This window comes from Paenibacillus sonchi (genome assembly GCF_016772475.1).
Lineage (GTDB): Bacteria > Bacillota > Bacilli > Paenibacillales > Paenibacillaceae > Paenibacillus_AQ > Paenibacillus_AQ sonchi.
In genome coordinates, this window is sequence record NZ_CP068595.1 from 7,133,291 (window position 1) to 7,154,337 (window position 21,047).

The 21,047-nt window shown below is 49.2% G+C and carries 17 protein-coding genes and 1 pseudogene; 5 read left to right on the forward strand and 13 right to left on the reverse strand.

What is annotated here, in order from left to right:
* Positions 1-23 precede the first annotated feature (23 nt).
* The 3 genes from JI735_RS32150 to JI735_RS32160 form a co-directional block, all read right to left on the reverse strand.
* Positions 24-1,598 carry a DUF3502 domain-containing protein gene (locus tag JI735_RS32150; protein ID WP_039833294.1) on the reverse strand — a complete coding sequence of 525 codons (1,575 nt, stop codon included), beginning with the start codon at positions 1,596-1,598 and terminating at the stop codon, positions 24-26.
* Between the two features lie 76 nt (positions 1,599-1,674).
* Positions 1,675-2,571, reverse strand: coding sequence for a carbohydrate ABC transporter permease (locus JI735_RS32155; RefSeq protein ID WP_233184116.1), 897 nt, complete (start codon positions 2,569-2,571; stop codon positions 1,675-1,677).
* Between the two features lie 28 nt (positions 2,572-2,599).
* The gene (locus JI735_RS32160) at positions 2,600-3,544 is read right to left on the reverse strand and encodes an ABC transporter permease (RefSeq protein ID WP_411830019.1); all 945 of its coding nucleotides are present in this window, start codon (positions 3,542-3,544) and stop codon (positions 2,600-2,602) included.
* Between the two features lie 345 nt (positions 3,545-3,889).
* Between JI735_RS32160 and JI735_RS32165 the strand changes: the two genes are divergently transcribed.
* From JI735_RS32165 to JI735_RS32175, 3 genes are all read left to right on the forward strand, one after another.
* The gene (locus JI735_RS32165; protein WP_233476153.1) at positions 3,890-5,080 is read left to right on the forward strand and encodes a GH36-type glycosyl hydrolase domain-containing protein; all 1,191 of its coding nucleotides are present in this window, start codon (positions 3,890-3,892) and stop codon (positions 5,078-5,080) included.
* 70 nt (positions 5,081-5,150) lie between these two features.
* Positions 5,151-7,310: a beta-glucosidase BglX gene (bglX, locus tag JI735_RS32170; RefSeq protein WP_202676811.1), complete on the forward strand. Its 2,160-nt coding sequence runs from the start codon at positions 5,151-5,153 to the stop codon at positions 7,308-7,310.
* A gap of 222 nt (positions 7,311-7,532) precedes the next feature.
* On the forward strand, positions 7,533-7,928 hold the full coding sequence (locus JI735_RS32175) for a hypothetical protein (RefSeq protein WP_051051528.1): 396 nt from the start codon (positions 7,533-7,535) through the stop codon (positions 7,926-7,928).
* 73 nt (positions 7,929-8,001) lie between these two features.
* On the opposite strand, the gene JI735_RS32180 is transcribed toward JI735_RS32175, so the two are convergent.
* From JI735_RS32180 to JI735_RS32210, 8 genes are all read right to left on the reverse strand, one after another.
* Entirely contained in the window at positions 8,002-8,235 is a 234-nt protein-coding gene (locus JI735_RS32180) for a KGG domain-containing protein (RefSeq protein ID WP_039833287.1), read from the reverse strand.
* A gap of 469 nt (positions 8,236-8,704) precedes the next feature.
* Positions 8,705-9,697 carry a LacI family DNA-binding transcriptional regulator gene (locus JI735_RS32185; protein WP_039833285.1) on the reverse strand — a complete coding sequence of 331 codons (993 nt, stop codon included), beginning with the start codon at positions 9,695-9,697 and terminating at the stop codon, positions 8,705-8,707.
* 43 nt (positions 9,698-9,740) lie between these two features.
* Complete coding sequence (locus JI735_RS32190) at positions 9,741-10,829, reverse strand: glycoside hydrolase family 172 protein (RefSeq protein ID WP_051051527.1); 1,089 nt, start codon at positions 10,827-10,829, stop codon at positions 9,741-9,743.
* Positions 10,830-10,861: 32 nt separating this feature from the next.
* The gene (locus tag JI735_RS32195; RefSeq protein ID WP_039833284.1) at positions 10,862-11,695 is read right to left on the reverse strand and encodes a carbohydrate ABC transporter permease; all 834 of its coding nucleotides are present in this window, start codon (positions 11,693-11,695) and stop codon (positions 10,862-10,864) included.
* A 1-nt stretch (position 11,696) separates the two neighbouring features.
* Complete coding sequence (locus tag JI735_RS32200) at positions 11,697-12,572, reverse strand: carbohydrate ABC transporter permease (protein WP_039833283.1); 876 nt, start codon at positions 12,570-12,572, stop codon at positions 11,697-11,699.
* A gap of 91 nt (positions 12,573-12,663) precedes the next feature.
* Positions 12,664-13,998, reverse strand: a complete 1,335-nt coding sequence (locus tag JI735_RS32205; RefSeq protein ID WP_039833282.1) for an ABC transporter substrate-binding protein — start codon at positions 13,996-13,998, stop codon at positions 12,664-12,666.
* 52 nt (positions 13,999-14,050) lie between these two features.
* Positions 14,051-14,482 (reverse strand): GH32 C-terminal domain-containing protein, encoded by a 432-nt coding sequence (locus JI735_RS36605; protein ID WP_233476154.1) that lies wholly within the window; start codon positions 14,480-14,482, stop codon positions 14,051-14,053.
* On the reverse strand, positions 14,455-15,417 hold the full coding sequence (locus tag JI735_RS32210; protein ID WP_233476155.1) for a glycoside hydrolase family protein: 963 nt from the start codon (positions 15,415-15,417) through the stop codon (positions 14,455-14,457). The genes JI735_RS36605 and JI735_RS32210 overlap by 28 nt, the downstream gene beginning before the upstream one ends.
* A gap of 287 nt (positions 15,418-15,704) precedes the next feature.
* Between JI735_RS32210 and JI735_RS32215 the strand changes: the two are divergent.
* Positions 15,705-16,594, forward strand: a pseudogene (locus JI735_RS32215) (ROK family protein).
* Between the two features lie 309 nt (positions 16,595-16,903).
* On the forward strand, positions 16,904-17,512 hold the full coding sequence (locus tag JI735_RS32220; RefSeq protein WP_233476156.1) for a hypothetical protein: 609 nt from the start codon (positions 16,904-16,906) through the stop codon (positions 17,510-17,512).
* 380 nt (positions 17,513-17,892) lie between these two features.
* Here the strand turns inward: JI735_RS32220 and JI735_RS32225 are convergent, their stop codons facing one another.
* Complete coding sequence (locus JI735_RS32225; RefSeq protein ID WP_157771268.1) at positions 17,893-18,060, reverse strand: Rpn/YhgA-type helix-turn-helix domain-containing protein; 168 nt, start codon at positions 18,058-18,060, stop codon at positions 17,893-17,895.
* A 72-nt stretch (positions 18,061-18,132) separates the two neighbouring features.
* On the reverse strand, positions 18,133-19,602 hold the full coding sequence (locus JI735_RS32230; RefSeq protein ID WP_039833280.1) for an RNA-guided endonuclease InsQ/TnpB family protein: 1,470 nt from the start codon (positions 19,600-19,602) through the stop codon (positions 18,133-18,135).
* Positions 19,603-21,047: the final 1,445 nt, after the last annotated feature.

Here is a 21,047-nt window from a genome sequence, read left to right on the forward strand (position 1 = left end):
CCCCCACACCTGTTAACGTCCCCTTAATTGACAGGGACAAATTCAGCTAACTGCTTCTCTACTTCGGCAATGACCTTGTCAACTCCTGCTTTTTTCAGCTGTTCGCGGTAATCTGCAACCGCTGCTTTGGGATCTTTGCTTGTTTTGCCGAGCATCAGCTGAATGCCAAGCTGTGAATTCACGTTGGAAATGGCGGCAATTTCCGTGCTTACATTCGACGGATCAAAGCTGAAGCCATTGTAAGGGTCATCGATAGCGACTTTGTCCCACTCCGCATACAGGGAGTTGCGGATTGGATTTTCTGTATCGCTTGGAACCACAAATTTGTCATTCCGCAGGGACCAGGCCGAGAAGCCGCCGGCATCCGTTTTTTCGTTATAGCCCGGAGGGTTTTTTCTCACACCGTTGTCCATAACATATTGCTTGCCTTCGATTCCATATTGAATGAGATTGTAGTAGCTCTCATCGGTCATGAACTTCTCAATTACCATCAGGGAGCGTTCCGGATTGGCCGAGTTGGTGCTGATTACGGTCGAGTTGTCAACGCCCATCTTGCGTTTGATTTTTTTATTGGCTTCAGCAAATGTGAAGAAGTAAGGATCTGATTCCGGCTGCGCCTTCATATCCGCACCATACTGGCCGATCCAGTCCTGGGCATGCGTCAGATAACCTGCCGAATTTGCTGCGCGGAAGTTATCCTTGCCGCCAAGGGTGGCAGACAGCACATCTTTACTCCAATATCCTTTATCTGCCCATTCACGCATCTTCACGGCCCAATCCTCGAACTCCTGGGTGAAGGCCGGATGGAAGACGGTTTTATAATCCTCGGGACTCTTGGTCACCAGGTTAAGCTCGGTTGAAGATATACCAGGTGCATTCAGCCACATATCTGTAGTATCGACCAGCATTCTGTACATATTCTGCGCATCTTCAGCTTTGCCGTTAATTGGAGGGAACGATTCATTGGCAACCACATTATCCATATATTTAACCATATCATCTATCGAGCTGATTTTATCCATACCGTATTTCTTCAGCAGGTCAGAACGGTAAGCATAGCCGGTAGGCGTGTATTCGCTGTACAGACTCGGAACGCCATAAATTCTGCCCTTGTACTTGGTATTTTCCCAGACACTGGCCGGGATTTCCGCCTTCAGCTTCGGAGCCACTTTGTCGAGCATATCTGTAATATCCACCAATGCGCCTTCACTGGCCAATGTAAAATAGGACACGGGCGCTCCCGGAGAGGCATGCGACAGATCAAACTTTTCGCCGGAAGCAAACAGCAGCGGGTACTTGGTCGCCGTATCCGGCCAGTCGATATACTTTACTTCAATACTGGCATTGAGATCTGCCTTCAGTTTTTTGTTAATCTCGGCAAGAATAGCCTTATTGGCGACCCCTTCACTCCCCCACAGATAATACACCAGCTTGGCTTCCTTCGAAGTATCGACTCCACCGGTGTTAGCAGCCGTTCCGGGTGTTCCCGACGCTGCCGGTGCATTGCCGGACTCATTGTTTTTGGATGAACAGGCTGCCAATACCCCGGTAAGCATGAGGACAGCGATTAAAGAAGACGCAAGTTTTTTACCTTTCATTGAGTAAGCCTCCCTTTTCTCTTCTATTTATGAATTCCTTCATTTATAATAAACGCCTCTGATAAGATGACGTCCATTAACCCTTTACCGCCCCGATCGTAAGGCCCGTTACGAAATAACGCTGTACAAACGGATACAGGAGAATAATCGGCCCGGTGGCCAGCACCGCTGTCGCCATCTTGATGGATTGCGTTGGAAGATCAGCCGTATTAATAACCGCCCCCGAGTTGATCAAAGCCCCAAGGTTCGTCTGGTTGACCATGCGCTGCAAAAAGTATTGAAGCGGAAATTTATCGGGGCTGTCCATGTACAGCATCCCGTTATACCACTCATTCCAAAAGCCCAGCGCCGAGAAAAGTCCAATCGTAGCCAGGGAAGGAACCGCAAGCGGAATGAAAATCCGCCAATAGATACGGAAATCGCCGGCACCGTCAATAGTTGCAGATTCATATAAGGAATCTGGAATCGCTTTCATGAAGTTGCGCATCAGGAAGATGGACCATGCGCCAACCACACCCGGCAGAATCATAGCGAACAGGTTGTCCTTCAGGTGGAGGTGTTTGACCATGAGAATATAGGTTGGGATCAAGCCGCCGCTAAAGAGCGTCGTGAAGTAAATCAGGAAAGAAAAGAAGTTGCGGTATTTGAAGTCCTTGCGGTTGAGCACGAACCCGGCCATCGACATCATAAACAATCCAAGTACCGTACCCACTACGGTAATAATAATAGTGACCTGATAAGCGTCCAGCAGCTGAGTAGAGTTGCCCAGCAGCATTTTGTAAGCCTTGAGGGAGACTTCCTTTGGCAGCAGCTTATAGCCCTCGCGGACAATTTCCTGCTCGTTCATGAACGAGGAGGAGATCATTAGGGCAAAAGGAAATAGGCATACCAGGGCAAAAAAGGTGATGCTGACATAACTGACCCCTTTGACAATGAGGCTTCCGGAGTCCTGTTTGATGGTTGTTTTTTCCACGGATATCACCCCTGTTTCGTATCTGAGCTTAGAACAACGCGCTGTCCGGTTCGATCTTGCGTACGATAAAGTTAACCACCAGCACCAGAATCAGGCCAAATAAGGATTGGTAGAAGCCCACCGCTGCACCCATAGAGAAGTTGAATTGCCCCACCAGCGAACGGAAGACATAGGTATCAATAATATCCGTCTGCGGATACAGCACGGAGTTGGTGCCAATCAGATTATAGAACAGGTCGAAGGAGCCTTTGAGAATGCCGCCCATCCCGAACAACAGGAGCAGAATGAAGGTAGGCTTCAGGATCGGCAGGGTCATGTAGCGAATCCGCTGCCAGGTGGTGGCCCCATCCATATATGCCGCCTCATACAAGTCATGATTAATCCCTGTGATCGTAGCCAGATAGACAATCATACCGTATCCGGTTCCGGCCCATATCTTGAAGGCCACGATAATATACTTCCAAATGCCCGGATCGGAATAGAACTCGTAACGGTCCAGCCCGGCGCCCGCAAGTATTGTATTGATAAAACCGGAGTTGAAGTTGAAGATATTGTAGGCGAACACGCCGACGATAACCATGGAAATGAAGTTGGGAAGGAGAATGACAGACTGGGAAACCTTCTTGAACCATCTGCCCGATATTTCAGACAGCATAATGGCAAACACAATCTGAATGATATTCCCCAGGGCGAGGAAAACAATGTTGTAGAGCAGTGTATTTTTCGTAATATTCCAGAGATCACCGTTCTGCACCAGGAACTCGAAGTTCTTCAGGCCAATAAAATCGCTTCCAAAAATCCCCTTATTGAGATTGTAATCCACGAATGCGACATAAGCGCCAGGCATGACAGCATAGTGAAAGATCAGGAAATACAGCAGTACAGGCAGCAGCATGAGGAAAAGAACCTTATTCTTCATCACTTCCCGGACAATATTCCGGCCCGCCAGCTTAACTCTTGTCAACAAGCCCACCTCCAATTTGAGCGATAAACAGCGCAGCGAATGACATGGAAACGTTTCTATGTTCTTCTTGGAACTCCCCTTGCGAAGAGCATACTCCCGAAATGTATGCGCTGTCAATTGAATTATTTTTTATTTTTCAAGGACAAAAATTACTATTTTTGTGTCAAATTTTGTAATTACGTCTTTTCTTTAAAGAAGATTGACTTTTTTCCATCTTGCCGCTAAGATCGAGGTGAATCAGTAATGAAAACGTTTCTATATCGTTTTTTGTGAAAACTGTCCTCCCCCCTTTTATATAATTTCTTGTGATGAATTCCCCGTTAGATTCCATTTACAGGTCATATTGACGAACAGGTGGTGTATCACCATGCGGCAGATGCTCTGCCCAGCCAGGAAGCCGAATCTGTTCTGGAGCATGTAAAGGCGGCAGTAGACACAACCTGTAAGCGCTTCCTGAAGGGAACTGCCCTCATCTCCTATGCCGGCGGCGACTGGGATGATACTTTGCAGCCAGCCGATGAAGCGCTGAAGACTGAGCTGGTCAGCGCCTGGACGGTTGCTTTGGCGTTCCAGGTCATCCGCAACCTGGCGGAGGTTACGGCATTCGACCCGGAATTCTCGGCAAAGCTTGCGGACATGGCGGAGCGGATGAAGGCCTCCTTCCACTCGCTGCTGATTAAGGATGGGGTCATCGCCGGCTTTGCTTACTTCAAGGAGGCCGGGGCCATCGAATATATGCTTCATCCGCAGGACCATCAGACCGGAATCCGTTACCGCCTGCTGCCCATGACACGCAGCATCATTGCTGAGCTGGTGGACCCGGCACAAGCCGCAGCCAATCTGCGCCTGATCGATGAGCATCTGCAGTTCCCGGATGGCGTACGCCTGGTGGACCGACCGGCCCGGTATGCAGGCGGAGTAAGCACCATCTTCCGCCGTGCCGAGCAGGGGGCCAATGTCGGCCGTGAAATCAGCCTGCAGTATGTGCATGCCCATATCCGGTATCTTGAGGCGGCCGCCAAGCTCGGTGAAGCAGACCGCGCCTGGAAAGGGCTGTTCCAGATTAATCCGATCCTGATCCAAGAGAACGTGCCTAATGCGAAACGGCGCCAGAGCAATATGTATTTCAGCAGTTCAGACGGTGAATTCCCCGACCGCTACAGCTATCACGAGCATTTTGATCAGCTGCGCACCGGCAGCGTGGAAGTCAAAGGCGGCTGGCGGCTGTATTCCAGCGGCCCCGGCATTTATCTGAACCAGCTCATTTCGGGCATTCTGGGCATCCGCTTCACGGCAGACCGCCTTATTATGGACCCGGTTCTGCCGGCCGGCCTGGACGGACTGCACTTCACCTACCAATGCTTCGGCTGCATCCTGACCTTTGTTTATCACATCGGTTCAGGTCCGTCCCGCACACCTGAGCTGCGGGCAGAAGGCGTGGCTGTTCCCGTCCAGAGCCTCTCCAACCCGTATCGTCCAGGGGTGCAAGCATTGCCAAACGAACGGTGCCTGAGCTTGCGGACAGGGAACTGCACATCTATCTAAGATGAACTTGCAAAGTTCAACTTATCTATCACAATAACTTTCCAATGTGCCAAGGAAGAAGGAGTTGACCATGACCAAACCGTTTATCCAGGATCTTGTGAATGATATGACGCTGGACGAAAAGCTGGCTCAATTAACCCAGCTGGGTCCTCACTATTGGGGTCTGGACGATACCGTGGATTTAACGGGGCCGTTCAAGGAACTGAACATAGAGCCGCATGTAATGGAGAGTATCGGAAGCGTCCTGAATGGCATTGGAGCCAGGAATGTCATCGGGATGCAGGCCCAGCATTTGCAAAAAAGCCGCCAGAAGATCCCTCTGCTCTTCATGGCGGACGTCATCCACGGCTACCGGACCATCCTGCCGATTCCGCTCGCCATGGGCTGCAGCTTTGATCTGGAGGCCTGTGAAAAATTCGCCGAGATCGCGGCCAGGGAAAGCGCGGCGGCCGGAATTCACGTCACTTTCTCGCCGATGACCGATCTCGTACGCGACCCGCGCTGGGGCCGCGTCATGGAAACCTCCGGCGAAGACCCTTATTTGAACGCCAGGGTTGCCGAAAGCATGGTCCGCGGCTATCAGGGGACGAACCTGAAGGAAAAAGGACGCATCGCCGCCTGTGTGAAGCATTTCGCCGGTTACGGCGCGCCCGAAGGCGGCCGGGAATACAACACGGTGGATATGTCCTCCGGAATATTGCGTGAGTATTATCTGCCTGCTTATCAAGCAGCTGTAAATGCCGGAGTAGCTATGGTGATGGCGGCCTTCAATACGGTAGACCGCTTACCGGCAACCGGCAATCAGCAGCTTCTGCGCGGGATTCTGCGCGGGGAATGGGGCTTCAGCGGCGTTACCATCGCCGACTTCAATTCCGTCAATGAGCTGATTCCCCACGGGGCTGCGCAGGATGGCGGCGAAGCCGCAGAGAACAGCCTTGCGGCCGGGCTGGATATGGAGATGATGTCCACCCACTATCTGAATCATGGCGCAGACCTGATACAGCAGGGCAGGCTTGATCCTGCCTGGATTGACGAAGCCGTTATCCGGGTTCTGGAGCTCAAGGATGCGCTGGGCCTGTTCGAGAATCCGTTCAAGGATGCCGATCCTGCGGTGGATGAAGCCGCTGAACCCTGCAAGGAGCATCTGCAGGCTGCACGGGAGCTTGGAGCCCGCTCGGTTGTGCTGCTTAAAAATGACAATGAGACTCTGCCGCTGAAACGGGGGATGAAGATCGGCCTGGCCGGCCCCTTCGCTGCTTCTGTCCGCGTGCTGGGCGGCTGGGCCGGGAAGGAAAGGGATTCCGCCGTCTCGCTCTACTCCGGAATCAGGCAAAAAACCGCAGCCGGGGATATTCTCATGGCCATGACCGGCGAGCTGGGAAGTATGCTGGAGGGGTTCTTCGATGTGGAGGATGAAACGGAGGAAGCATATAACGTCTTGAAGGACTGCGATGTCATTCTGGCTGCCGTCGGCGAGAACCAGCAGGATACCGGGGAAGGCGGCAGCAAGTCCAATCTGCGCTTGTCGGCCAATCAGGAGAAGCTGATCTGGCGGCTGAAGGATACCGGCAAAAGGGTCGTCACCATTGTATTCAGCGGGCGGCCGCTGGAGCTGAACCCGATCCTTGCAGCCAGCGACGCCTTGCTGCAGGCCTGGTTTCTGGGTACAGAGTCGGGAAATTCACTCGCAGATGCGCTGTTCGGGGATTACAATCCGTCCGGGCGTTTATCCATGAGCTTTCCCTACACGGTGGGGCAGATTCCGGTGTATTACAATGCTTTTCAGACAGGGCGCCCTTATGATCCCAAGTATCCGCAAGTGCGTTATGTAACCCGTTATCTGGATTGTCCCAATGATCCGCTCTTCTGCTTCGGGTATGGCTTGAGCTATTCCCATTTTACTTACAGCGGCTTTGCTGTTGAAACCGCTGACCGGATCACCGCCTCCATTGAGGTAGAAAATACATCGGACATCGCCGGCAAGGAAACCGTCCAGCTCTATATCCGCGATGTCAGCGCAAGTGTCGTGCGTCCGGTCAAAGAGCTGAAGGGCTTCCGCCAATTATCCCTGGCAGCGCATGAGAAACAAAGGGTCTCGTTCGAAATCACCAGAGAGATGCTGATGTTCTACGGCAAGGATGACCAGCTTGTCTTCGAGCCCGGGGAATTCGATATTATGATCGGCAGAAACTCCGGCGACCACGAAACACAGCGGATCTGGATCGGTTGACCTCCGTCTGGCTGCGGCTGCATGGCCGAAAGTGCCAGCACCATGTTGGCTAACTTTTAAATTTCAATAAACAGTAACATTTTTCTGTCAAAATCACTGGAGTTACTAAAAATTTTAGATTAATATAATGCTATACTTTTTGATAAGGCAGGTTGAGGCAAGCTGGAAGACCAATTATTTAATCAGACTGTCAATGAGCTGCTGGCCCTCTCTAACAGCAAGGTGCAGGTAATACTGGAACCCAGGTTCCAAGAGAACCGGTTAGTTGGCGGCAAATATCATTTAGCCAGCCATACCATTTTCCTATATAAAGAAGAGATTGTCAGACAATGCTGTGAGCTGTTCGGTTCACCACTCCGGCTGAAGGAATACATTGCGGTTGTATTAGCCCACGAGCTTGGGCATTCCGAAGACCAGGAGCTGGAGCTGCTTGCGGCAGCACTGGACAGGCCTCTGACAGAAAGGCAAGAAGCCGAAATCAGATTAAGAATCGAGGAAAATGCGTGGGCATATGCTGTTTCCTTGCTTACAGAGGCAGACCCCACCTTTCTGCGTTTCATTATGGATGAGTCCCTCTTCAGCTACAGGGATCGGCTGGACCGGTCCCACATTGCCTAAAACAGTAAACAAGGCCAAGTCCTCCTGAGAGAACCTGGCCTTGTACTTATAATATATGAATTGGGTTGCTTACTTAATTGTCACGTTGACGGGCCCGGGCTTCTCCGCCTTTACGTCCCGCTTCCTCACGGCTCATTTTGCCATCATTCCCGCTGCTGCCTGATTGGTTGCGGCTGCGGGCTTCTCCGCCCTTTTCTCCAATTTCCTGATAAAACTCACGGTCATGATTTTTTGCCGTGGCTTCGCCACCCTTACGTCCCGCTTCTTCGCGGCTCATCTTTTGATCATTCTGGTTGTTCTGTGCCATTTCGAATTCGCTCCTTTTCGGGTATTGAGTATTTTTGTTGCACTTTTAATTTACCCGTCCCCCTGAGCATGAAACAATAATATATATATCCCCCTTGCTCTTGCCATCCAGTACACAAGTTCAAGCCAGCTATGAAAGCGCTATAAATTCTTCCATCATCCAAAACTTCTCCTATAGCCTTCCCCTCTGTTTCTTGAATAATGAAGAAAGGCACTGCAAGCCGCTAATCCATGCACAGCAAAGGAGAAGATTCATGCCGCATCCTTTCACCACGATAAGCGAGGCCCTGTCACAGTCAAGAAGCAGAACTTTCGGAGTTGTCTATAAGAACGGCAAGTTTACGGCAAATGATCCGCTGAGCTTTTTCGCTCCAACAACGGCATGGGTTTCATTTATTTTTAGAAAAAGACTGCCGAAAACCTCTCGACAGCCTCTCCTCTCTATCCTCATGTATTTCTTGTATCCCTGCTCAGCTGGTATGCCTTGCCATCAGCTCAATGGGGAACATCCGGTCAACAGGCTGGACCGGCTCCCCCTTGGTTTCAACCGATTGAATTATCAGCTCCGAGGCATTCAGTGCCAGCTCGTTGATCGGATGCCGGATCGTTGACAGACTGAGCAGCTCCGATACAGTCGGCATGTCATCCACACCGAGCACAGCAAGGTTCTCCGGCACGGACAGGTTCAGATCCTTGCAGGCCTTCAGCACCCCGATGGCAGAGATATCGTTCAGGCAGAACAATGCCTGCGGCAGTTGGCCATTGGTGTGCAGCTGCATCACCGTTTCATAACCGAAGCTTTCCGTCATATCTCCGGTAATGACTGTTGTGAGATTGCCCTTCTCCTGCATAGACTGGGAGGCGCCGTTCAACCGGTCGTCGAATCCGGGGACCTGCCCATGCGGATAGGTCAGAATAATAATTTTGTGATACCCCCGGGACATTAAATGGTCCACTCCCGTCTGGCCGCACTGATAATCGTTCACCCGGACAATATGCGCCCCGTAGGATAAATTATGCCGGCCGATGGTGATGACCGGAACGTTGAGATCCATGAGCCTCGGCATGAACTTCTCCGTCTCCAGGGTTGCTTTTACAATAATTCCATCCACCATCTGGATATTCATGAAGATCTCATCAAAGTCCAGAAGGATCAGCTTGTAGCCCATAGTCTTCAGCTGCTGCTTCAGCACCTTGGCGAAGTGCAGGAAATATAAATCTTCGAAATATCCGTCATAAGTGCTGTTCGACAGAACGAGGCCGATGGTATACATTTTGCCCGTAATCAGGCTTTTGGCAACAGGGTTTGCCTGGTACCCGAGCTTCGTAATCGAGTCGCTTATTTTCTCCCGGGTTTCCGGTCTCATCCGGTGAAAATTGCCGTTCATGAAATGGGAGACCGTTGCCGGCGACACGCCTGCATCTTTGGCGACCTGTACTAAAGTAACTCTTTGTTTTGCCATGTGCTGCACCTCTGCGAATTTACTTGGAAACCTGCCTCAGCGCTTACCGCGGACGTCTGTCCATCACTGCCGGAAATTCCGGAAATGCCTGATGCGGCTCCGTCTGATACCAGTAGCTGACCGAGCTGATATCGTCACTGCGTTCAAATAAGGCTTGGCCGTCATGTCCTATCTGCTGTACGGTCACCCGCAGGTCCTCTTCGAACAGAATCGGATCAAGAATATGCCAGCGGTAGAACCCCCGCATCGGGCAAGCCGCACCGTCATAAATGTGTGACCGGGTATCATCCCGCGTTGCAAAATACGGGAAACCCATAAACGGGGTGGAATACGTCTGCTCCTGCACCGGGTTTCCGTTGTCATATTTCACAAAACCCCAGGCACCGCCGAAATAATCCTCTGCCCCGGTACCGCAAATCGTCGGCCAGTCCCGGTCACCGTCGATATAGAATTTCACTTCACCTTCACCATACCAATAACGGGATAGAGAAGTCCAGGACATATAGGTGCCGATAAATTTGCCTCTTCCTTTAATTCCATCAATCAGGGTATAATCCTGCCTCAGGACCGTGGGATTTTCTCTGCGGTACTGGGCGTGAAAATACTCGGTATCCTTATCCAATTCATCCACCAGCATATAGTCAAACTGATAGAAAAACGCCTCAATGCTCTGGGGATGCTCATTTGTAATGGTCACTTTGGCCGCCTGGCGGAAGGGCATGGCGAAGTAGCTGTTCATGCCGCCGACCGGATTCACCACTACCGGCAGTGAATTGACAACCGCCCGCGCTCCAAATCCGTTGCAGAAGAAATCGCCCAGCGGCACTTCAACGGATGGTTGTTCTTCATTGTCCCAGTACATGCGCAGCACCAGGTCGCGGAGGACGAACCAGCCGGATTCAGTCTTATCGGTAACGGTCATCCAGATATGCTGAATGATTCCGGGTCCTTCAATATCAACAAGCGTTGCGGTTTCTCCCTGTGCGAGCGAAATGAACGCCTTGCCTTTGCGGGCAACACCCAGAGGGCCTTCCGCCTGGCCGCCTTGCCCCTTCAGACCCCGCGGATTCTCCGCTGTAATTGCTCTGCTCTTGCCTTTCATTCGGCCAAACAGCTGATTCATCGATTGCATGGTTTATCTTCTCCTTATCCTTATCTTTATCCTTATCCTTTGACTGCACCGTCTGACACACCGGCCATCACATATTTATTCAGGAACAAGTAAGTAACAATAATGGGAATAATGCTGATGCTGATCGCCGCGAAGGTCTGGCCCCAATCTGTAGCCCCAAAGGCGCCGATGAATTCCTGCAGCCCGACGGCAATCGTCTTGTACGCTTTATCATTGGTGAACGTATTGGAGAACACGAAATCATTCCAGATAAAAATAAAGTTAATCGATGCCACCGTAATGGTTGTATTGATGGTAAGCGGCGAAATAATCCGGAAAAAAACCTGATAGATGTTGCAGCCGTCGATTACCGCAGCCTCAATAAGCTCGCCCGGCACATACCGGTAGAAGCTGGTGAAGATCAGAATGGACAAAGGCAGCGCGAAACCCACCTGCGGCAGGATCAGTGCCGGATACGAGTTCAGCAGGCCGTAATCTTTGTACATAATAAAGAGCGGAATCAGGGTAACCTGAATCGGAATCATAATGCCGATCGTAAAAAACAGCAGCAGCTTCGAATTCAGCCGGTTGATCATTTTGACCAGGGCAAAACCTGCGGTCGCGCTCAGGAAGATGATCAATGCCAGGCAGACAAAGGTCACAATAGCGGTATTTTTGATATACAGCAGCAGGCTGCTCTCCCGGAATACACTGGCATAGTTCTCAAACGACCAGGACGAAGGCATTGCAAACGGTTGTGTCGTCAGCTCGATGCTTGATTTGAAGCTGGACAGCATCAGCCAGACTACGGGGTAGATTTGAACCAGCAGAATCGCAATGACCAGGATATACAGCAGAGAAGAGGAGAGCTTTTTCTTCGCCAGCATGTCAGGCATCTCCTTTCCTTGAATTAAAAACAGCCCGGATGATCAGTACCGCGAGCAGACTTTCGATAACGATGAACACGGCAATCGCACTTCCGTATCCATACTGGATGGTCGAGAACGCTTGCTTATACATGTAGGTGGTAACCAGCTCTGTGGCCGATCCCGGCACACCGATGATATAAGGAATATCGAAGCCACGCAGAGCCCCTGTGGTACACATAATCAAAGACAGGCTCAGCACATGCATGATGCTCGGAAGCTTAATATAACGAATCAGCTGCCAGCCGCTTACACCGTCAATCGTAGCCGCTTCTTCAATTTCTTTGGGGATCGCAATCAGCGCCGCATAAAAGATAACCATATACATCCCGATAAACCGCCACCCCTCAGGGATCGACACCGCGATCAATGCCGTATGGGGATTGGAGAGCCAGGCGGACTGAAGATGGCTGAGTCCCACCCAGTCCAGGAACATATTCAGCAGACCGAGAGGCTGAAGGGAATAGAAATTACGGAACATTTGCGCAATAGCTACGGTTACAACAACCGCCGGCAGATAATACAGTGTTCTGAAGATTCCTGCGCCTTTGGTGACATAGGAGAGCATCAGGGCAAAAAACAAGCCGATGAACACCTGCATAAATACCACAATCACTACGTAGACCAGATTGTTCTGCACAGAATTCCAGAAATACGAATCTTTGAACATCGCGATATAATTATCAAGGCCGATGTAGCGCGGCTCCTGAATGCCGTTCCACTGCTGAAACCCGTATTTCAAGGACTGGATAATCGGGACAAAGACTGTTCCCAGATAAAATATCAAAGCCGGCAGGATGAAAATCAGCCATGCCTTTTTGTCTTTTAGCACATTCATATAGGGTCACCCCGCATCTGTAATCACGCTATTCGTTGAAGGTCTCCGCCCGGTCCTTAAGGGCCGGGCGGAGGTTTGTCAGGCCCGGATTTTATTTGCCGGCTGTGTTTTTGGCAATGGCCTCATCAATCTGTTTGGCAAAATCCTCTGGAGTAATAAAGCCCATTGTCAATTTAGTAATCAGATCGCTCATCACCGAGTTGGTATTCGGATCAAGCAGCGTATCCCAAGGCTTGGCGAACTCGGAGCCATAGTTGTCCATATCCTTTTTGATCCGCAGGAACAGCGGGGAGAATTTGGACTCGTCATCAATGGTGAATTTCAGCGGAGACATTTGTTGTTTGGCCACATAGACGTCGCTGTAATTTTTCAGCACATAGCTGAGGAATTCCTTAGGCAGTCCATCGAACGTTTTCGCCGAAGCTCCAAGTCCGATCCCGCTGTTGCCGAAAAATTCATTATCCGGTGTGACCGCATTGCTTGTTGTCGGCAGGTAGAAATAATCCACATTGCCCTTGAGTCCTTCCGGCAGGCTTTCTTCCACGAAGGACGGTATTTCCCAAGTGCCCATGTTGTACATGGCAGCCTGTCCGTTCAGGAACAGATTTTTGGCTGTCGTATAATCGGTTGTAGCGAAGCCATCCTGAAAGTATTTCCCGATTTGCGAAGCGAAGTTAGCCGCCTGCATGCCTGCCGCATCGGACATGTTGGCTTTGCCCTGGCTCAAATCCCGGATGAACTGATTGCCTGTGGTCCGGAACGGGTACATTGCCGCATAACGCAATACCGGCCATACATCAACGCCGTCTACAGCGATAGGTGTAATCCCCTTGTCTTTGAGCGTTTTGCTGACTGCAAGCAGATCATCAAGGGTTTTGGGCACCGTAAGGTTGTTGTCGGCAAATATTTTTTTGTTATACCAGGTCATTTCCATGTGGTATTCCATCGGCAGGAGATACAGGCTTCCATCCGGCAGCGCCTGGTATTTCAGCGCAGGTTCATAAAACTTATCATACATTCCCTCGTCCTTCAGGAATTTCTCCATGTCCACCAGCAACCCCCCATTGACGAGCTCCTGGGCAAAAGGGTCGGCATCGCTGTCAATGAAATCCGGCATCTGTCCTGAAGCGACCAGCGTTCTGAGCTTGGTCAGGTAAGAAGGTCTGTCCGCTGTTACCTGAAGGTCCAGCTTGAAGCCGGGATGATCGGCGGCGAACCGGTCCGCAAGCTCCTTAACCGTCTGGACAATGGCCCCGTTCTCCGGTCTGGCCGAGAGCCAGGTGACAGTTTGCTCCTTAGGCGCATTCGAAGCACCGGCCTGGTCCGGGCTATTGTTGCCTGCGGAGCTGCCGCAGCCCGCCAGAGCGGCCCCGGCCAAGGAGAAAACTGCAAGCCCAGTGAACGCTTTTGACATTTTCTTTGTCATTTTTACCCCTCCAACATATTTATCTTATAAATGCTGTGAAACCATCCTGTGATCAAAGCTCTGCAGCCGTTTTTAGGGTAATGTCCTGAACGCTTACAGCACCCTCATTGGCAAAAAATCCAAAATGGCCGTCTTTGAAGTTATAGATCCGTGTAGTCATCGCAACTTCATTATTGACATAGAGGCATAAAATATCTTCTTCCAGTATCAGCTGGAAATGAATCCGGCTGCGGCTTCCAAAATCAAACGGACGCTCCAGCTCAATCATTTGCGGCTTGTCCCCGGCAATTTGCCATTGAAAAAATCCCGGCTCTCTTCTCGGCCACATATCAAAGGTTATCCGGTTATGAAAAGGATCAAATTTGATGAAATAACCATTGTCCAGCGACTTGTCTGTGCGAACCGCGATCCCAAAGTCCTTCACCTGCTGCCAATCCGCAAAGGATGCTTCAAGCATCACCTGGGCAGGCAACGGGTTAAGCACACTATAAGCCAGCCCGTCCGGGAAGAGAGCTGCAGGCCATTTTCCTGCTGAAGGCAATTTTTTTCCGCTTGCGGCAGAATTTGTTCTTCCCTATTAAAATGTCCATAGATGGAAGACGGCATTCTCACCAGCAGCTCTCCCTGTTCGTTCTGGTGCAGCTCATGGACAACGAGAGTGCCTGCCCATTCCCAATCCCCGTAATCATTCGAGCCCTTCTTCGATGGAACCCAGCCAAAAGCATACCGCTTCCCGCCGTCCGAGGCTGTTTTGGCCGCATAAAATCCCCTGCCGTCAAAAGTGTCCAGCACCGGTGAGGTGTACAGGCCATCGATTGTTTTGCTCTTTTTATAATGGGTGACGAACTTCTCACTGAAGGTGGAGTAGACCAGGTAGTGCCATTCCCCCATCTTGAAATAATCGGGACATTCCATCGTGATGTACTTGTCCGGGCTGTAGAAGGGTTCACGGTATTTCCAGTTCAGCAGGTCATCCGAAGTCAGAAGGGCGATGCACCCGCCTCTTTTCTCGGAAGAATTCATTTCCCTGGCCGTGACCAGCATCCAGTACTCCTGCTTCTCTTCGTTGAAGAACACAAAGGGATCACGCCAATCATACTGCTCGTAGATCACTTCATCCCCGTAAAGCTTGAAGCTGTGGTCCTTAGTCCAATGAATCCCGTCGGTGCCCGTCGCCCGCAGCACAACCTGCAAAGGCTTACCCTCCTTGCAAAATGCAGCGCCCGGGTTATGTCCCGTGTAGAAAAGGTGGTACATGCCTTCCTTGTCCCTGATCACAGAGCCGGTATATGCGTTCCGGTCTAAAGCGGTTTCATCACCGTTCGGCAGAACCTCTCCGTAATCCTCAAAGTCAAACCCGTTTCTGGTGGCCAGCAAATTCCATGAGGTATGGTTGCCATAGTCCCCCCACTCTCTCATCGTGAAGATAGTACAGCTTGTACTCCCCTTGGTCATACAACGGAATTACGTCACCGACCCAGCCATTTGCAGGTCTGTAGAATACCTTTCTCATTTGCATCATCTCCATTAGTCAAACGTTTTACAAACATATAGTAACATAATTTTTATTCTTGTCAACGGTTACATTTATTTGTATAGTGGGATTAAAGATATATATCATTCAGAGTAAAATATAATTTTGTAAAACGTTTACCAATAACTGAAAAGGGGAAGGCCATCCTTTCCCGGCAGGAGGAGAACATCATATGATCATTGGGGCGATTGAAGCAGGCGGTACAAAATTCATCTGCGGAGTGGGCAATGAGGACGGCAAAATTCTGGACCGGATCAGCTTTCCGACGGAGACACCGGGGAAGACCATGCAGCAGGCGGTTGCTTATTTTAAGGATACTGGGGTGGAGGCTATCGGGATCGGGTCGTTCGGGCCATTGAATATGGATCTTCCAGCCCCTTGTACGGGCATGTGACCACCACGCCCAAGCGGGGCTGGGGAGGCTTCGGCTTCGTCGGGTATATGAAACGGCATTTCCCTGTGCCGATCGGATTCGATACGGATGTGAATGCTGCTGCTTTTGGCGAGGTGAAGTGGGGAGCGGCTCAAGGATTAGACAGCTGCGTCTATTATACAATCGGGACAGGCGTCGGAGTGGGTGTGTATGCAGAGGGCAGGCTGATCCACGGGCTGGTGCATCCTGAAGGCGGACATGTACTGACCCGGCGGCATGCAGAGGATGTCTTCGAAGGCTTGTGTCCCTACCATGGCGACTGCCTGGAAGGTTTGGCGGCAGGACCGGCCATCGAGAAGCGCTGGGGCGTCAAAGGTTCTGCGCTGCCGGCGGATCATCCGGCCTGGGAAATGGAGGCCTATTATTTGGGCCAAGCCATCGCGGGCGTGGTCCTTCTGTTGTCTCCGAAGCGTGTGATCCTGGGCGGAGGCGTAATGCACCAGGAGCAGCTCTTTCCGCTGATTCGTAAGGAAGTCCGCCAGGCTCTGAACGGCTATGTGGCAGCACCGGAAATCCTGGAGGCCATGGATACTTACATTGTTCCGCCTGGCCTCGGTGACCATGCGGGCTTGTGCGGTGCTCTGGCGCTGGGGATCAAGGCTCTGCAAGATCCTGCGCAGAACATCTAGATTTTATTGTTGTTCACGATTTCCACTATTGGTTGGTTCAAAACCGATCCTAGCAAAATATGCTAAATGTGATAGTGAAGCTGCTTTAATTTGAGGGATACAACTTAAAGCGGCTTCTTATCCCACTATCCAATCTATGAGATAGAAACTATATTCATCAATCTAACTTTCATGGGGTGTGGGAAAATGTCCTATTATTTTTTTGGAACTGCTGATGTATACGTTACTGGGAAAGGTTATATCCGCTTAAGATATATTAAAACATCGCCCAAAAATATTAAGCTCACTCATATTTCAGGCACCGTACCGGTGTCGGGATTACTGGGAATAAACGCAGGATATTTCGACGACAATTCACAAGATGTCTATTCCATTTGTATTCAAAATTCAAGCACCGTAACTAGCGGGCACACTTACAACGGCTATTATAATGTAACCTCGGCCGGTACCAAAGCCCGGGGTACTTTAGTATGGGATGACCCCTGGAGAACATACCGGCTGCAAACCATAGAAGCTGCGGACGAAGTAACGATCGGTGATCCGGATAATTACTGGGCACAAGGCGGAGTCAATCTGTTCCTTAAGAACGACACTTCTTGGAACAACCTGATCAACTCCCCTACCAAAGGTGAATATATCAGTGATCAATCTCCAAATACTCCCTATAATCGTTCTGCTCTTCTGTATGGAACCTCGCTGAATATTTATCTTGTCATTTCCGAAACGAAATGCTCATTGGACCAGTTCCGGACCGCAATCAAATTAGGCATAGACACCACCAATGGAATTGAGGGAATTATTCTGGACGGTGCCAATGCCACTCAGATGAACGTTCCGGATTCCAGCTATTCATTTATGGGCGGAACAAGCCGGAAACTGCCTGCCATGATTCAGGTCGTTAATAATGTTCCGCTCTAATCAAAAGCACAATGGTCAAATTCATAAGAGCTTCAACCCGTCCTGTCCATCTGCTGCACTTTCTGCAATAGAATTAGGCCCATCACCGGGAAATTTCACTTCTATTGCACTTTATACACTCAAAAAGTTCAAATTCGTCAATTTGCTGCATCTGAGCGAAAATCTGTTGTACAAACTACAACAGAACGCATTTTGGGAGGGGTGATGGCGGCATTCTGCTGTATCAAGTGCAACAGAACCAAACCAATTGGAATCACTCCCCAGTGTTTGATACGGAACAGCAATAGCAGCAGGGGGCAGCTCCCCCCGAAACCGGAGCTAGCGTTAACCATTGCTGCATGTGGCGCACAAAAAAACCGCTTCACAAGAAGCGGCACATGTTACTGTATCTGCTTACGCAATTGTTCAACTTTTTTCAAGGAGAAGCCTGTGATCTTGGCAATCAATTGATCATCCATACCCTCTGCAATCATGCGGCCAGCTATTTTCTCTTTACCTAATTCGATGCCTTTGCGTTCAATATCATCCAAGGTTTTTTCCAGACCCATAATGAATACTCCCGCCACTTACCGATGCTACCGCTTCGGCTGAAGTGGGGGTTTCTGATGTCTCAACCTGAATTATTTCAGGATACTTAACACCAGGGGAGTTGACACGTTGACGGACTGGTTACCGTCCAACTCCTCTATCCCATCCGTACTCTTGGCAACTACGTTTGGGAATACTTTGCGCATAATGTTGGGAGCGCCGTTTACATCGGCATGGATGAACCCTTTATTACTTCGATAAAGCCCGCGATGAATTCGCTTGCCGGAAAACGTCCATGTCCCCTCTTCGCCATAACGCGGCAAGGGATCGTGATCCAGAAAGCTGGCTTTCGACGTGTATGCTTCTTCCGTCAGTATGACCGCTATTCCCTGTTCAGCCGCCTTATACTGGATCATGCGGATCAGCATCTGGTGTGGGATGTGGCAGAACGACTGATTGTTTCGCCGTCCGATCGCCGATGATTGCTTCCATCTATCGTTATGCCCGATGACGATCGTGCCGATGCGTTTTTCCACGGCCAACCTAACCAGGCGATGACTGGCTTTGTGAAACAAGTCTTTGATCCGGAGGTAGCGTTTCCGATGCAGACGTTCCATCCGTTTGGAGGTGTGTAACCCTTCTCTCGGTTCCTTGCCTTGACGAAGAATTCCGGTATAGTGCGCTTTCATCTTGTTGTAATACTGGTTGATCGCTTTGACGATCTTGCCCTTCACGATCATCGGCTTCGAACCCGTTGTCGTGACGATGGTTGCAAGATTGTCTACACCCAAATCAATGGCCATAAGGTAATCAGAACGATTCACGTCCACAAGTAAATCAGAAGGTTTGACGTCTAGCACGTTTTCTTGCGCGGCTTCCTTCTCTTCCATTGGACAAGCGAAGATCAATTCGACGACATAGTGTCCATGGCTGGGCACTACACGTACCTGTTTCAGTTGTCCGTGGGCACGGCCCAGCTTGCCGATGTTAAGCTGTAGCCTGGTCTTGGGAAGCTTAAGAAACTTCCGTTCTTTGATCACGCAATCCTGATTGGAGAACACCACTTCTTTCACCGGACTGCGAGCGTAACCCGGTATATTCGGTTTGCCGGTGTACTTCTCCGGATGTTTACGATAATCCTTCATGCTCGCGAAGAAGCCGTTCCAGTTTTGAAACACCACCTTCATGATGCTTTGACTGCTCTGCGTAGGAAGTGCGCGATAATCGGGTTGATCCATCACTTTGAACAACGCGTCCAGAAAGGGGTAGGACACAAAGGGATTCTCCTGTGAAGGCAGCTCGAACAGGCGGGAACGATTTTGAAAGCTCCGTCTTTCATTCATTGCTTCGAGCCTTGTTTCCAGTGTGTTCATCACTTGTTGTTGCAATGGCTGAAGGGGCTCATTTCGTCCAAAAGAAGTAAACACTTGCCGGATGTAAAAGTTGGTCGTATTGTACAGATTTCTGGCGTTCTGACACGCTTCATTTAGGTACGTAAACAACCGATGGCCCGGTTTGATCCATACTTGATGGGTCCTGTACATCATCGTTGAATCCGACATGACTTCACCTCCTTCCAATCACGGAATACGAATGTATGTTCCATTTTTATTATACCGCTAATAGAGATGGAAGGAAAGAACATCTTGCGGGCAAGTTCAGGAGGTCGCCGATTCACCTCACCGCTTGCAGAAGCGGGAGTCCTCTCGGCGAGTGCTGATAGAAACTTTCATATTTTGAATTAGCTATTACTTCTAAATCTGACGACTCTATAGCATTTGTCCCAAAGTATATTCCTAGAAGCACAACCACCACTATCCCCCGTATAGATTTTTTGCTCTAATGCTTTTTACTCTCTGAGTTTTTTCTCCGCTGTTTCCTCCTTTTTGACAACATCCGTGGGGTACTTAAATACTTTCGGCTATTTCTTTGAACATATCTGATCTTTCTTACTGTAGTTTGTTCACCTTTTGTATTACTGGTTTTCCTGTGTTCTTTTTTAAACTTTATATAATCAGCGGTTATCTCTTTCAATATTCTATCGAGTGCTATGTATAAGACCCCGGATCCAGTCATCAAGAGAATCCAGAAATTAAAATTCGATTTAATCTCATAGAGAAAACTTTCATATTTAGTAAACAATTCATATGTAGCCACTACCATCATTGAAACATATAAACAAACTCTTCTGATAAAAACTTCTTCTAAATTCTCGTTAACAGTAAATACTCTATTATAATAAACCCAGTAATTTGCATATAAAGGAACAAAAAGGAATCCCAAGAAATAATACTCATCTGACCATGGGAGTATTGTCAAGAATACTAAAGAAATGTACAGTATCATAATCGATTTCAAAAGATCAGGGAATTGAGAAAACAAAAGCCCAATTCTATTGAATATATAAATTCTTTTTAGTCGATAGAAGATTCTCTCAACTCTTTTCCCAAACCAATTTATAAATGGAAACTTGTATCCAGAATGTATTGTCTTATACTCAACAATTAGCGCTGTAGTAGCAAACACCCAAACTAAAAAAAGCAAAGTGAGTATAACCCAGTAAAGAGAGAAGTACCCCTTTCCTAAATTTGTAGTGAAGTACAGATAAAAGTTTCCAATTATATATGCAAAGGGAATTACTAATACTAAAACCTCTAAGATCAGAATGATTCTCTCAGTAATCTTACTGGCAAAAAATTTTCCAACTGACTCAAAAAACGGTATAAACCATTTGCTAAAAATAAAATTCATAACAAACCATAATAGTACCATTACAGCTATAGAAGACAATATAACAGCGATATTTCCCCATATATTCAGTTTACATTCTCCGTTCTACTATTATTATTGAATGAGACAAAAAGCAGTCGTAGATCTACAGTTTTATACTTGACAGTATCCAATCATACCTTTAAGGAGTCATACTTCCCTTTCAGGATCTCTTAAATATCTTCAGAGATAAATAATGGATACCCTAATAAATCATTAACCCTAGTTCTCTTGGAAT

Coding starts and splice junctions, on each gene's coding strand:
- JI735_RS32190 (WP_051051527.1), bottom strand. CDS start 10,829: ATGCAATCGATGAATCAGCTGTTTGGCCGAATGAAAGGCAAGAGCAGA.
- JI735_RS32150 (WP_039833294.1), bottom strand. CDS start 1,598: ATGAAAGGTAAAAAACTTGCGTCTTCTTTAATCGCTGTCCTCATGCTT.
- JI735_RS32230 (WP_039833280.1), bottom strand. CDS start 19,602: ATGTCGGATTCAACGATGATGTACAGGACCCATCAAGTATGGATCAAA.
- JI735_RS32205 (WP_039833282.1), bottom strand. CDS start 13,998: ATGACAAAGAAAATGTCAAAAGCGTTCACTGGGCTTGCAGTTTTCTCC.
- JI735_RS32200 (WP_039833283.1), bottom strand. CDS start 12,572: ATGAATGTGCTAAAAGACAAAAAGGCATGGCTGATTTTCATCCTGCCG.
- bglX (WP_202676811.1), top strand. CDS start 5,151: ATGACCAAACCGTTTATCCAGGATCTTGTGAATGATATGACGCTGGAC.
- JI735_RS32210 (WP_233476155.1), bottom strand. CDS start 15,417: ATGAGAGAGTGGGGGGACTATGGCAACCATACCTCATGGAATTTGCTG.
- JI735_RS32225 (WP_157771268.1), bottom strand. CDS start 18,060: ATGGGTCTGGAAAAAACCTTGGATGATATTGAACGCAAAGGCATCGAA.
- JI735_RS32180 (WP_039833287.1), bottom strand. CDS start 8,235: ATGGCACAGAACAACCAGAATGATCAAAAGATGAGCCGCGAAGAAGCG.
- JI735_RS32185 (WP_039833285.1), bottom strand. CDS start 9,697: ATGGCAAAACAAAGAGTTACTTTAGTACAGGTCGCCAAAGATGCAGGC.
- JI735_RS32195 (WP_039833284.1), bottom strand. CDS start 11,695: ATGCTGGCGAAGAAAAAGCTCTCCTCTTCTCTGCTGTATATCCTGGTC.